Consider the following 12,846-nt stretch of genomic DNA (forward strand, 5'->3'; position numbering starts at 1 on the left):
TCAGCCGCCGGACTGACGGACGACCGGACTGTTCAGAACCCGCCGGAGAATCTGCCGGGCACCCTGCTCCATCAGCAATCTTTCCATGCGAATTTGTTGCTCATTGGTAGCCAGAGGGTTCCCGCTGTTATAACTGAAACTGTTTTCCACCAGCAGTGACTGGGCGGGAAGAATGACTTTTTTCTGATCATCCATGACGCTGAATTGCGCATGGAGGGTATCCAGAAATTCCAGAGCCACGCCGCTACTGGGGCTGATGCTGATAATTCTTTGCGAGACATAGGCATTATCAATTTGCAGGACAGGACCATCCGCGCGGCTGTAATTACCGTCGCGCTGCAATTCACGGTGAACGGCTGCGGCCAGGGTGCCGCCACTGGGACCGCTGCCAGACACACGCATCCCCTGCAACTTAGCCGGAACGGTTGATCCGGTCTGCAAATGAAACCCGCAACCTGCCAGCGCGAGCAAAAGCAGGCTCATCAACCCGTAAATGCCACGCTGGCGCCATGCTTTCATCCCAGCACCAGATTAACCAGACGGCCCGGCACGACAATGACTTTGCGCACGGTTTTACCTTCCAGATGACGCTGCATGGCGGGACTGGCCAGCACCGCCTTTTCGATGGCCTTATTGTCCGCTGCCACCGGAAAATCCATGCGTTCCCGCAATTTCCCGTTGACCTGGATGACCAGGGTCAGCGTGTCCGACTTGAGTGCCTCGGGGTCGGCGCTGGGCCAGGAGGTATGGATGATATTGCTTTTCTGGCCCAATACTTCCCAAAGTGTTTCAGTCATGTGCGGGGCAAAAGGCGAGAGCATCAGCACAATGGCACGCAATCCCTCGCCCAGTACGGCACGCAAGTCTTTGGGCGCATCGGCACCGACTTTCATGAGGCTGTTACTCAGTTCCATGATGGCCGCAATAGCCACATTAAAGTGGTAACGACCTTCCATATTGCGGCTGACGCGTTCAATGCACTGATGAACAGCGCGACGCAGATCTTTCGCCTCGTCAGACAATTCTGCCGGTACCATCAGATTCTCTGCCCCATATTCATGGACCAGACGCCAGATGCGGCTCAGAAAGCGATGCGCCCCTTCGACAGCCGCATCAGACCACTCCAGATGTTGTTCGGGGGGGGCCGCAAACAAAATGAAAAGACGGGCAGTATCCGCACCATAGCGATCAATGAGTCCCTGAGGGTCAACGGTGTTCCCCTTGGATTTACTCATTTTACTGCCGTCTTTCAGCACCATGCCCTGCGTGAGCAACTGCTTGAAGGGTTCATCGTGAACAGCATCTGCAGGCAACAATCCCACATCCCGCAGCAGGCGATTGAAAAAACGGGCATAGAGAAGATGCAGTACGGCATGTTCCACCCCGCCCACATACTGGTCCACCGGTAACCACTCGGCGGCGCGTGCATCCAGCATGGTGTCGGCATCAGGACAGGCGAAACGGGCGTAGTACCAGGAACTTTCCACAAAAGTATCCATGGTATCGGTTTCACGTCGCGCCGGAGCCCCGCAGCGCGGACAGGGCACATTCAGAAACTCCGGATCATCCAGCAGGGGAGAGCGGGGGTCCTTGAGTTGATAATGGGTGGGGAGCACGACCGGCAAGTCCTGCTCAGGAACCGGCACCACGCCACAATGTTCACAATGAATCATGGGGATGGGCGTACCCCAGTAACGCTGACGGGAAATTCCCCAATCGCGCAGACGGTAATTGATGGTTTTCCGGCCCAGACCGCGTTCGGCAACGGCCTCGGTGATACGGGTTTTTGCCTGCACACTATCCAGACCGTTGAAGTCTCCCGAATGCACCAAAGTCCCGGCACCCGTGTAGGCTTCAGTCATGGCTGCTGCCTCAAGCGGCGCAGATTCTGCCGCAATGACAATTTGGATGGGCAGCTTGTATTTCCGGGCAAACTCGAAGTCACGCTGGTCATGGGCGGGCACACTCATCACGGCCCCTTCTCCATAACCCATCAGCACAAAGTTGGCCGTCCAGACCGGCAGTTCGGCACCAGTCAAGGGATGTTTGACGAACAGGCCGAGAGGATGTCCTTCTTTTTCCTGGGTTTCGATGCTGGCTTCGGAAACCGAGCTATGCCGGCAACGCTCCAGAAATTCAGCCAGAGCGGGATTCTGCTCTGCCGCCTGCAAGGCCAGAGGATGCTCCGGCGCTACGGCCAGATAAGTGGCGCCCATCAGGGTGTCGGGGCGCGTCGTAAAGACCTTGATAACCCCTTCTCCGCTCGCCAGGGGAAAATGAATTTCCGCCCCCTCAGAGCGCCCGATCCAGTTGCGCTGCATGGTCAACACCTGTTCCGGCCAGCCTTCATTCAGGGTATCCAGGCCCTCCAGCAATTCTTCGGCGTAGGCGGTAATGCGCAAAAAATACTGAACAATTTCGCGCCGCTCGACGGGGGCACCGGAGCGCCAGCCGCAACCATCCACCACCTGTTCATTGGCCAGCACCGTCTGGTCAACCGGATCCCAGTTGACGGTGCTGAGTTTCTGGTAAACCAGACCCTTTTCCCAGAGCTTGAGGAACAGCCATTGTTCCCAGCGATAATAGTTGGGGGTGCAGGTCGCTAATTCCCGTGACCAGTCATAGGATAATCCCAGTCGCTGCAACTGCCCGCGCATATGGGCAATGTTGTCCATGGTCCACTCGGCCGGGGCCAGACCATTTTTGAGAGCCGCATTTTCGGCGGGCAAACCAAAGGCATCCCAGCCCATGGGTTGCAGGACATCCTTGCCGCGCATGCGCTGATAACGGGCGATGGCGTCGGCAATACTGTAATTGCGGACATGGCCCATATGCAGTTGTCCCGAAGGATACGGAAACATGGCCAGAGCATAGAATTTTTCCTTGCCGGGCACGCTGGCTGCACGGAAAGACTGCTGCTCCTGCCAGCGTTTTTGCACTGCCGGCTCAAGTTCTTGGGGGGAATAGGCGGGAATATCCATGGATTCTGTTGTTCAGCCGATTTGTTGAAGTGGCACAAAGGTTGCCACAGGCACCCGAGTGGCGCAATGTTCCAGCGCGAGGAACGGTCTCCTGCCATTGGCGCATTGTCCCATGCAGGTTAGACTAACTCCCGACAGCAATTAAAATACCGAATTTGGAGAAAACATGGCTGAATTGCCAGAACTGGAATTACTGAAACAAAAATTACGCCGCAACATCCTCAACAAGCGGGTCAATGTCATGCAGGTGCATAACGCCAAAGGCGAGTTGCTGACCGATGGCGCGGGCATTGAAGAAGCCGCTTTCAAGGGCAAACCAATTACCGATTTGCATCGCTATGGTCAGTACCTGTTTCTGGAATTGGCGCGCAAGGATATTCTGGCCATGCAGCTGGGTGGCGAACTCACTGTCGATTTGGAGCGCGGGCCTGCCCAGGCAGAAAGTGAAGAAGAAGCGCGGGCCGTTCTGGAAATTCAGATTAATGGACATCAACGCTTACGCCTGCATGGCACGCAGTTAGGTAATCGCCTGCGGATGCTCGACGAAAACAGCGATGTGGATTTTCTGACCAAGCTTGGACCCGATCCTTTGATGGTGCATGGCGAAGGACTGGCGGTTTTGCGTGAAGCATTGTCTCGCCGCCGCAGCGCCCTGCGCAATATTCTTCTGGATGATGCTTTTGCGCCGGGTATTGGTGCGGTGTGGGCCGATGAAATCCTGTACCAGGCGCGCCTGCGTCCTGATCGCACCGCCCCCAGTCTGACGGACGAAGAGCGCGACCGTTTTCTGGAACAGATTCCCAAGGTGCTGGACCGGGCAGTTCGCTGTCAGGCAAAAACCAATCTGCTACCCAAAACCTTCCTCACCCGGCACCGGGAAGATAACCAGTGTCCCGGCTGTGGTGCCGCCCTCGAAACCCTATCGGTGGGTGGTAAAAACGCGCTGTTCTGCCCGGCCTGTCAAAGCTGAGTCAAACTGTCCCGGTCTGGTAAGCTTCTGCCCGGCCTTACTTGTGTTTCCACGGCAGGCCGCTGGCTTTCCAGCCCTCGACTTTGCCGCGCTGACCCTGGTGGTCCTGCTTACCCTCAAAGCCCCCCAGAATGTTGTAGCAGTGGTGATAACCCAAGCCAGCCAGATGCTCGGCAGCCGCCAGCGAACGGCCACCGGTACGGCAAAGCAGCAGCAGGATATTATCGGGCGTCACTTCTTTTTTGATCTGCTGGTCAAAATCCGGATTGGGCGTCATGCCGGGATAGTTCTGCCAGGGAATATGTTTACCCCCTTCAATCATGCCCACGAAATCCAGCTCCGGATGCGAGCGGACATCCACCAGCACAGCGTCGGGGTGTTCGCGAAGCAGCGCGTGGGCTTCTTCCGGCGTCATATCACCGGCATGGCGTTTGCCTGCAGCCTTGGCGCGTTCATGGGCTTTTTCAAGAATTTCTGCGGTACTCATGGCGGTTGTCATGTTCATGTCGGTCTCCTGATGGCGGGATCATGCTTATCCCTGCCTTTCATTGTCAAATATAGCACGCCCTGCTGAATTTTAAGGCGACCTTACGGCCGGAACTGTTTTTGCTGAAGCACGTTGATGCATCGCTATTCGGTGTTGGTTCGTCATGTGTTTGCCCAACGGCAAAATTCAGCGGCGTGATTTTTGCGTCCGCTGGGATGCTTTGTTAGCCATTAAATCCCGAAGTCCGCCAGACACATATTTATGCAGGACGCTGGATACCAATGTTTGATATGGAATCCCTTCTTCAAGGGCTCGCCTTTGAAGTGACTCTAAATCATGGCTGGAAATCCGGATATTAATCCGCTTATCCTTTTTGAATGTTTCCTCGGCAGCTGCTTGCAGCATTTTTATACGCCCGGGCGTGAGTACAGATTTGAACTCACCCGCTTCAAATTCTTCAAGAATTTCTTTTTCTTCTTTGCTTAGTTTAGGCTCAGTCATGATTTCTCTCCAAGATACTGTTGGGTCGTCTTTCTGCTCGGAATTACTGTTTTCAAGAAAATCTCTTTTCGGTTTTCAACATAGGGTACAAGATGCACATAACCATCTATGTCGATCACAAATATACGTTGACTCGGATATTTGTCTCTGTTTGGATGCTCAATATCGTCCAGTAATGCGCCTTGCTGTAAATAGAAAACGATGCCCTCAAACGAAACCCCACCATCTGAAATAACCTGTTGGTTTTTCTCAGGATTCAGTTGATTGGCTTCATGTCGTACAGTATAAATCAAATGTGTGCCTTTTGGCATCAGGCTGGAGGGTTTTAAGGTATGAGCGAGATCGAAAGTTACGTGATTGGGGGCTGTACAATTTGCGCAATGGTATTGTTGGGAATATTCCGCCAAGCGCCTTCCCGCCGTGCCTCCAATGCCTTATATTCAGGTCACATACATAACAACCACTGACCGCAAGAGACACGCATGTTCGAGCAGGCTTTCAAGAATATCGATGACATCCTCCACAAAGATGCAGGCTCCTCCAGCGAACTTGATTACACCGAACAGACCTCCTGGCTGCTGTTTTTAAAATACCTTGATGCTCTGGAGCAGGACCGGGCCATGGAGGCGGAGTTGGAAGGCCGTCCCTACACCTTCATTCTGGAGGATGCCTTCCGCTGGGAGCACTGGGCGGCGCCCAAAACGGCAGATGGTAAGGTGGACCACCACAAGGCCATGTCCGGGGACGACCTCCGGGATTTTGTGAATATCCGGCTGTTTCCATATCTGTCAGGCTTCAAGCGCCGCGCTACCGGCTCCAACACCATCGAGTACAAGATCGGTGAAATCTTCAGTGAAATCAAAAACAAGATTCAAAGTGGCTACAACCTGCGGGAGATCGTGGAGATCATTGATGGTCTGCGCTTCCGGTCCCAGACGGAGAAGCATGAGCTCTCCCACCTGTATGAAGCCAAGATCAAGAACATGGGGAATGCCGGTCGTAACGGCGGCGAATATTACACACCCCGCCCTCTGATTCGGGCGATTGTGCAGGTGGTGGCGCCCAAGGTCGGCGAGAAGATTTACGACGGCGCCGTGGGCTCTGCGGGCTTTCTCTGCGAAGCCTTCGACTATCTCAAGGCCCAGCCGGGACTGACCACCGGCGACATGCAGACGCTGCAGGAGCGTACCTTCTACGGCAAAGAAAAAAAGAGCCTGGCCTACGTCATCGCCATCATGAACATGATCCTGCATGGCATTGATGCGCCGAACATCGTCCATACCAACACCCTGGCCGAGAATCTCATGGATATCCAGCCGAAAGACCGGGTGGATGTGGTGCTGGCGAATCCGCCCTTCGGTGGCAAGGAACGCAAAGAGGTTCAGCAGAACTTCCCCATCAAGACCGGCGAGACGGCTTTTTTATTTCTGCAGCATTTTATCCGTATGCTGAAAGCGGGTGGCCGGGCCGGTGTGGTCATTAAAAACACCTTCCTGAGCAATACGGACAATGCCTCGGTCAGTCTGCGCAAACTGCTGCTGGAAGATTGTAACCTGCATACGGTACTGGATCTGCCGGGCGGGACTTTTCAGGGGGCGGGAGTAAAAACCGTGGTGCTGTTCTTTGACAAGGGCGCGCCGACCCGCAAGGTCTGGTACTACCAGCTCAACCCCGGACGGAACATGGGGAAGACGAACCCCCTCAATGACAACGACCTGGCGGAGTTTGTCGCGCTGCAGAAGACCAAGGCCGACTCGCCGCAGTCATGGACCGTGGACGTGTCCGGCATTGATACTCGCACCTATGACCTGTCGGTCAAGAATCCCAATAGCGGTGATGAAAAGGTGCTGCGTAGCCCGGAAGAGATTCTGGATGAGATTGCCGCACTGGATGCGGAGAGTGCTGAGGTGCTGGCGGCTATTCGGGGGCTGCTGTGAGGGATGGGTGGGACGTTAAGCCCCTTAAAGAGGTGTGCCTTATAAAACCACCGAAGTCAGAGGCTCGCAAGGGCCAGAATGCCGATTTTTTAGTGTCGTTCGCACCTATGGAAACCTTAGGGATAGATCAGAAGTATCTGATCACTAACCAGACTAGAACCATGAGTGACGTGATAGGAAGCTATACCTATTTTACTAATGGCGATGTTTTACTAGCTAAAATTACCCCTTGTTTTGAGAATGGAAAACTGGGTATCGCATCAGATTTAATTAATAATATCGGGTTTGGTTCCAGTGAATACATTGTGTTTCGAGCAAACGAACAGCTTGATGCCGAATGGCTATATTATTACCTGTCACGGCAATCGTTCCGAAATGAAGGTGCTAGTAGAATGGCCGGAGCTGTAGGCCATAAGCGAATCACAAAGGACTTTATTGAAGATTATCCTATTCCGATTCCACCTTTCCCCGAGCAACGTCGGCTAGTCGCCATCCTCGACGAAGCCTTTGAAGGCATAGCAACCGCAAAAGTGAATGCCGAGAAGAATCTCCAGAATGCTCGCGAGCTCTTTGAGAGCCATATGAATACAGTGTTTTCGCAGCGGAGTGAGGGATGGGTTGAAGGAACTTTGGGGCAAATCACAAAATTTATTGACTATCGTGGTAAAACCCCGAATAAGACAGAATATGGAGTGCGCCTAATCACAGCAAAAAATGTCAAAATGGGTTATTTACAGCCGATACCGATGGAATTTGTGGCGCCAGAGTCCTATGAATCTTGGATGACTCGCGGAATACCTAAGTTTGGTGACGTTTTATTTACTACCGAGGCACCATTAGCAAATATTGCTCAACTCGATATAGATGAAAAAGTCATTTTTGCGCAACGCATAATCATCATGCAGCCAGATCATAAAAAGCTTTGCAACACTTTCCTAAAATATTTGCTCATGTCTTTCCCAGTTCAGCAGCGTATTCACGCTATGGGAACTGGGGCGACGGTGAAGGGTATTAAGGCACGGTTGCTAAAACAGATAGAAATATCTTTTCCATCACTTTCAGAACAACACCACATTGTTACCATCCTCGATGGTTTGCGTGAAGAAACCCAACGCCTCGAATCTCTCTACCATCAAAAACTCGCCGCCCTCGACGAACTAAAACAATCCCTCCTACACCAAGCCTTCAACGGCGACCTATAGGACTCTGCCATGAATGAAGCCGACACCCGCGCCCAACTGGTAGATCCCGCCCTCAAGGCGGCTGGCTGGGGTGTGGTGGAGGGCAGCCGGGTATTGCGGGAGTACCGGATCACTCAGGGGCGACTGCAGGGTGCCGGACAACGCGGCAAGCCGGAAATTGCCGACTACGTGCTGGAGTACCGCAACGAGAAGCTCGCCATCGTCGAAGCCAAGCGCCGCGATCTGCCCCATACCGAAGGGGTGATGCAGGCCAAGCAATACGCCCTGAAAATGGCCATACGCTTCACCTATGCCACCAATGGTCAATTCCTCTATGGGATGGATATGGAAACGGGTAGCGAGGGCGACATCACTAGCTATCCCACTCCCGAAGAACTTTGGAATCAAACTCATGCCGTAGAAAATGCCTGGCGGGATCGTTTTGCCGCCATTCCGTTTGAAAGCGTCGGCGGATCATTCCAACCCCGCTACTATCAGGAGACCGCCGTACAGCGCGTCCTGGAAGCTATTGCACAGGGACAGGAGCGCATCCTCCTGACGCTGGCTACCGGCACCGGCAAAACCTTCATTGCTTTTCAGATCGCCTGGAAACTCTTTCAGGCCCGCTGGAACATCTCCCGCGAACCCAGTCGCAGGCCACGTATTCTGTTTCTGGCCGACCGAAACATCCTCGCCAATCAGGCTTTCAATGCCTTCAACGCTTTTCCGGAAGATGCTCTGGTGCGGATTGCTCCTGAGGATATCCGCAAGAAAGGCCGCGTCCCTACCAACGGCAGTATCTTTTTCAGCATTTTCCAGACCTTCATGAGTGGCCCCGGTGACACGCCGTACTTCGGGGACTATCCGCAGGATTTCTTCGACTTCATCGTGGTGGATGAATGTCACCGGGGCGGCGCCAAGGACGAAAGCAGCTGGCGCGGCATCCTCGAATACTTTGCGCCTGCGGTACAGTTGGGCCTCACCGCCACCCCCAAGCGCAACGACAACGTGGACACCTATGCGTACTTTGGCGCGCCGGTCTATATTTACAGCCTCAAGGACGGCATCAATGACGGATTCCTGACCCCTTTCAAGGTCAAGCAATTCGCCACCACCATCAACGAATACATATACACCCCCGATGATGATCTCCTCGAAGGCGAAATCCAGCGCGGCAAGACCTATCTGGAAAAAGACTTCAATCGCAAAATCGTCATCCCTGAGCGGGAACGCTATCGGGTAAAGCTCTTCATGAGCCACATCGATCAGCGCGAGAAGACCTTGGTGTTCTGCGCCAATCAGGAGCATGCCGCCCTGGTGCGGGACATCATCAATCAGGAGAAGACCAGCACCGATCCCCTCTACTGTGTCCGCGTCACGGCCAATGACGGCAGCGTGGGCGATCAGTATCTGAAAGACTTCCAGGACAACGAAAAAAATATCCCCACCATCCTGACCACCAGCCAAAAACTGAGCACCGGCGTCGATGCCCGGAACATTCGCAATATTGTTCTGCTTCGCCAAATCAACAGCATGATCGAATTCAAACAGATTATCGGTCGGGGCACCCGGCTGTATGAGGGGAAGGACTTTTTCACCGTCTATGACTTCGTGAAGGCGCATCATCATTTTGGTGATCCGGAATGGGATGGCGAGCCGCTGGAACCGGAACCTACAGGGGGAAGCGGCGAAGTGCGGGAACCCCGGCTACCTTTACCGCCGACGGAGCGGCCCGTCAAAATCCGGGTGAAACTGCGGGATGGGAAAGAGCGCAGCATTCAAAGCATATCCTCCACCATCTATTTCGGACCCGATGGCAACCCCGTTACGGCAGCGCAGTTTCTGGAAGGGCTCTTTGGCACACTGCCGGAGTTCTTCAAGGATGAGGACGCACTTCGCCAGATATGGAGCGATCCTGAGACGCGGAAGGGCTTTCTGCAGGGACTGGCCGAGAAGGGCTATAACCGGGAACTGCTCATGGAGATGCAGCAAATCATCGACGCGCAGAATAGTGATCTCTATGACGTGCTGGCCTATGTGGCCTTTGCCTTGCAGCCGGTTCCCAGATCAGAGCGGGCTGAGCACGCCAAGCAGAGTATGGACCAGCAGTTCACCGACAAGCAGCGGGGCTTTCTGGACTTTGTGCTGGCGCAATACGTGAAAGTGGGAGATGCGGAACTGGATACCGAAAAATTATCGCCCCTACTCCGGCTGAAGTACAACAACGCTATCGCCGATGCGTTTGCGGAGCTGGGCACCCCGGTACAGGTAAGGGAAGTGTTCAGCGGGTTTCAGCGGTATTTGTATGATGCACGGCAAAGGGAATAAAGATGAGCGTAACGGACAAGAAATGGCGTGCTGCCATAGATGAAGTATTGGCGGAATCATCTATGCCGTTACACTACACTGGGCGCTACTCCAGCGGCTACTGTGAACGCTGTTTACCACGAGACCGGCAGTATTGGGGTTATGCCAGCATCATATCCAGCGGAAAAGCTGATTCCTGCATTGGAAGCAATACTTATTGAGGCCCTGGAACCACGGCAAAATCGAAAGCGGGGGGATGATCTCGCGGCAGTGGAATATAGCCAGAAGACTGACCCAGATATTGACAAGAGAAAGGCTAAAGCCCTTATCGACAGGATATAGTACGGGCACAGGAGATCAGTAAACCAACTTGTTAAGAAAATGGACTGCTATTTCAGATTATGATCTCCAGACCACTGGGGTAGTATTATGCGGAGCGAACTTCAGGTTTAGACTGGAAACCGCCCATTGGTGGTCAGATACCTGGGCAAATGGATGAGTTGCGTTTGTGTAGACGCACGCCTACACTTCTCTCATGGAGATAGTGGGCTTCGATTGGGATAGCGGCAACTGGCCGAAGTGCGGAAAGCATGGCGTTTCCCGCCAAGTGATAGAGCGATTGTTTCTCGAAGGAAAGGTGATGGTTGCTCCCGACCCGAAGCACTCCCTCCCGACAGAAGGTCGGCATATTGCGGTGGGCCGGGTCGATGGCAGGCCAATGTTCGTGGCGTTTGCCATCAGGGATGATCTCATTCGCCCGATCAGTGCCCGTTACATGCACGAGAAGGAGATTACGAATTATGAAGCAGGTACCTAAGTTCAAGACTGATGCAGAGGCCGAAGCGTTCCTAGAGCAGGACCTGTCCGACCTCGACTTCCGGCAGTTCCAGCCAATGCGCTTCGAAATCGCGCCGAAAGACGCCGCCCTGAACATGCGGTTACCCGAAGCATTGCTGGAAGCCGTGAAGGCCAAAGCCAAAGCCAAAGGTGTGCCCTACACCCGCTACGTGCGCATGCTTCTGGAAGCCGATGTAGCTCGACCACGTCATCAGCAGTAGCCGAGTATTGTACCCACTCTCCAACGTAAGCAATGGACAGCTTCCGACCCACTCCCGCCGGTCGCGTATTGCAGGTAGAACAACCTTATCGAATAGTACGTAAGCATCCACAAATGATGAAACTCTAGATACCAGCTCGGAAGACCAAGCGCTTATATATGATCGAGGCATGACGAAGTATATAAATGCGTCCACAGACTAAAATGGTATAGTTGCTTTATTTGACACGGAATCTCCTTATGTGTCGCGTCAGTCTCACGTTATGTGGCGGCCAACGATCACCCCAAACATCAATCCCAACTCAGCGCCCCGCCAGTCTGATATTCCGTCACGCGGGTTTCAAAAAAATTCTTTTCCTTTTTGAGATCCATCATTTCGCTCATCCACGGGAATGGGTTTTGTACGCCCGGATATTGCTGGGGCAGGCCCAGTTGTACCAGGCGCCGGTTTCCGATGAATTTGACGTAGTCCTTGAATATCGGGGCATTCAGACCCAGAACCCCACGGGGCATGGTGTCGTCGGCATAGGCGCATTCCAGTTCCACGCCACGACGGATCAGATCAATAATTTCCTGCTGGAAGGTTTCTGTCCAAAGCTGTGGGTTTTCGACCTTGATCTGATTGGCTAAATCAATACCAAAATTACAGTGCATGGATTCATCGCGCAGAATGTACTGGTATTGTTCGGCGGCGCCTACCATCTTGTTCTGTCGGCCCATGGCCAGAATCTGGCTGAACCCGACATAGAAAAAAGTCCCTTCCATAATGGCCGCAAAAACAATCAGCGAGCGCAGCAGTTTCTGGTCATTTTCCAGGGTGCCCGTCTTGAAGTTGGGGTCGGCCAGGATGTCGATGAAGGGCATCAGAAACTGGTCTTTATCCCGCACCGACGGTACTTCGTGGTACATGTTGAATATTTCACCTTCATCCAGGCCAATGGATTCGACGATATACTGGTAGGCGTGGGTGTGAATGGCTTCCTCAAAGGCTTGCCGTAACATGTATTGGCGGCATTCCGGCGCGGTAATATGCCGATAGGTGCCCAGTACAATGTTATTGGCAGCGAGGCTGTCGGCGGTCACAAAAAAACCAAGATTACGCTTGACGATACGGCGCTCATCTTCCGTGAGGCCTTTGGGGTCTTTCCAGAGGGCAATATCACGGGACATCTGGATTTCCTGGGGCATCCAGTGGTTGGCGCAGGCGGCCAGATACTTGTCCCAGGCCCACTGGTACTTGAAAGGAACCAGTTGATTGACATCCGCACGACCGTTGATGATGCGTTTGTCTTCGGCCCGTACCCGGGCGAAACGTATACTTTCCTCTTCCGGCACAGACTCCGGCAAATCATTCAGGCTGCTGCTGCGCAGTGCTTCGGGACGCAGGCTGTTTTCAAAATTCAACATAACGGCAATTTCTCCTCT

12 protein-coding genes are annotated in these 12,846 nt (G+C 53.5%); 6 read left to right on the forward strand and 6 right to left on the reverse strand.

What is annotated here, in order from left to right; translation table 11 throughout:
- Complete coding sequence (locus BLW97_RS02610; RefSeq protein ID WP_075322205.1) at positions 1 to 519, reverse strand: LPS-assembly lipoprotein LptE; 519 nt, start codon at positions 517 to 519, stop codon at positions 1 to 3.
- A complete protein-coding gene (gene leuS / locus BLW97_RS02615) occupies positions 516 to 2,981 on the reverse strand; it encodes a leucine--tRNA ligase (protein ID WP_075322206.1) in 2,466 nt (821 codons plus the stop codon). The genes BLW97_RS02610 and leuS overlap by 4 nt, the downstream gene beginning before the upstream one ends.
- Positions 2,982 to 3,147: 166 nt before the next feature.
- Between leuS and BLW97_RS02620 the strand changes: the two genes are divergently transcribed.
- A complete protein-coding gene (locus BLW97_RS02620; RefSeq protein ID WP_010641608.1) occupies positions 3,148 to 3,951 on the forward strand; it encodes a DNA-formamidopyrimidine glycosylase family protein in 804 nt (267 codons plus the stop codon).
- 37 nt (positions 3,952 to 3,988) lie between these two features.
- Here BLW97_RS02620 and BLW97_RS02625 read toward each other — a convergent pair whose 3' ends face one another.
- From BLW97_RS02625 to BLW97_RS02635, 3 genes are all read right to left on the reverse strand, one after another.
- A complete protein-coding gene (locus tag BLW97_RS02625) occupies positions 3,989 to 4,456 on the reverse strand; it encodes a rhodanese-like domain-containing protein (protein ID WP_010641610.1) in 468 nt (155 codons plus the stop codon).
- Positions 4,457 to 4,624: 168 nt separating this feature from the next.
- The gene (locus BLW97_RS02630; RefSeq protein WP_075322207.1) at positions 4,625 to 4,939 is read right to left on the reverse strand and encodes a CopG family antitoxin; all 315 of its coding nucleotides are present in this window, start codon (positions 4,937 to 4,939) and stop codon (positions 4,625 to 4,627) included.
- Positions 4,936 to 5,346 carry a hypothetical protein gene (locus BLW97_RS02635; RefSeq protein WP_242947659.1) on the reverse strand — a complete coding sequence of 137 codons (411 nt, stop codon included), beginning with the start codon at positions 5,344 to 5,346 and terminating at the stop codon, positions 4,936 to 4,938. The genes BLW97_RS02630 and BLW97_RS02635 overlap by 4 nt, the downstream gene beginning before the upstream one ends.
- 75 nt (positions 5,347 to 5,421) lie before the next feature.
- Between BLW97_RS02635 and BLW97_RS02640 the strand changes: the two genes are divergently transcribed.
- The 5 genes from BLW97_RS02640 to BLW97_RS02665 all read left to right on the forward strand — a co-directional run bounded on the left by BLW97_RS02640 (position 5,422) and on the right by BLW97_RS02665 (position 11,422).
- Entirely contained in the window at positions 5,422 to 6,876 is a 1,455-nt protein-coding gene (locus BLW97_RS02640) for a type I restriction-modification system subunit M (RefSeq protein WP_075322209.1), read from the forward strand.
- Between the two features lie 32 nt (positions 6,877 to 6,908).
- Positions 6,909 to 8,078 (forward strand): restriction endonuclease subunit S, encoded by a 1,170-nt coding sequence (locus BLW97_RS02645; RefSeq protein WP_242947822.1) that lies wholly within the window; start codon positions 6,909 to 6,911, stop codon positions 8,076 to 8,078.
- 9 nt (positions 8,079 to 8,087) lie between these two features.
- Complete coding sequence (hsdR, locus tag BLW97_RS02650) at positions 8,088 to 10,385, forward strand: EcoAI/FtnUII family type I restriction enzme subunit R (RefSeq protein WP_075322211.1); 2,298 nt, start codon at positions 8,088 to 8,090, stop codon at positions 10,383 to 10,385.
- Positions 10,386 to 10,899: 514 nt separating this feature from the next.
- A complete protein-coding gene (locus BLW97_RS02660; protein WP_024893584.1) occupies positions 10,900 to 11,181 on the forward strand; it encodes a BrnT family toxin in 282 nt (93 codons plus the stop codon).
- Positions 11,165 to 11,422 (forward strand): CopG family antitoxin, encoded by a 258-nt coding sequence (locus BLW97_RS02665; protein WP_010641624.1) that lies wholly within the window; start codon positions 11,165 to 11,167, stop codon positions 11,420 to 11,422. Before BLW97_RS02660 ends, BLW97_RS02665 begins: the two co-directional genes overlap by 17 nt.
- Before the next feature lie 290 nt (positions 11,423 to 11,712).
- On the opposite strand, the gene BLW97_RS02670 is transcribed toward BLW97_RS02665, so the two are convergent.
- The gene (locus BLW97_RS02670) at positions 11,713 to 12,828 is read right to left on the reverse strand and encodes a ribonucleotide-diphosphate reductase subunit beta (protein WP_075322213.1); all 1,116 of its coding nucleotides are present in this window, start codon (positions 12,826 to 12,828) and stop codon (positions 11,713 to 11,715) included.
- Positions 12,829 to 12,846 lie beyond the last annotated feature (18 nt).

Origin of the sequence: Acidithiobacillus albertensis, assembly GCF_001931655.1 — a bacterium.
Lineage (GTDB): Bacteria > Pseudomonadota > Gammaproteobacteria > Acidithiobacillales > Acidithiobacillaceae > Acidithiobacillus > Acidithiobacillus thiooxidans.

Excerpts from the sequence above, each read along its gene's own strand:
- BLW97_RS02670 (WP_075322213.1), bottom strand. The coding sequence starts at position 12,828 with ATGTTGAATTTTGAAAACAGCCTGCGTCCCGAAGCACTGCGCAGCAGC.
- BLW97_RS02630 (WP_075322207.1), bottom strand. The coding sequence starts at position 4,939 with ATGACTGAGCCTAAACTAAGCAAAGAAGAAAAAGAAATTCTTGAAGAA.
- leuS (WP_075322206.1), bottom strand. The coding sequence starts at position 2,981 with ATGGATATTCCCGCCTATTCCCCCCAAGAACTTGAGCCGGCAGTGCAA.
- BLW97_RS02610 (WP_075322205.1), bottom strand. The coding sequence starts at position 519 with ATGAAAGCATGGCGCCAGCGTGGCATTTACGGGTTGATGAGCCTGCTT.
- BLW97_RS02665 (WP_010641624.1), top strand. The coding sequence starts at position 11,165 with ATGAAGCAGGTACCTAAGTTCAAGACTGATGCAGAGGCCGAAGCGTTC.
- BLW97_RS02640 (WP_075322209.1), top strand. The coding sequence starts at position 5,422 with ATGTTCGAGCAGGCTTTCAAGAATATCGATGACATCCTCCACAAAGAT.
- BLW97_RS02625 (WP_010641610.1), bottom strand. The coding sequence starts at position 4,456 with ATGAACATGACAACCGCCATGAGTACCGCAGAAATTCTTGAAAAAGCC.
- BLW97_RS02660 (WP_024893584.1), top strand. The coding sequence starts at position 10,900 with ATGGAGATAGTGGGCTTCGATTGGGATAGCGGCAACTGGCCGAAGTGC.
- hsdR (WP_075322211.1), top strand. The coding sequence starts at position 8,088 with ATGAATGAAGCCGACACCCGCGCCCAACTGGTAGATCCCGCCCTCAAG.
- BLW97_RS02620 (WP_010641608.1), top strand. The coding sequence starts at position 3,148 with ATGGCTGAATTGCCAGAACTGGAATTACTGAAACAAAAATTACGCCGC.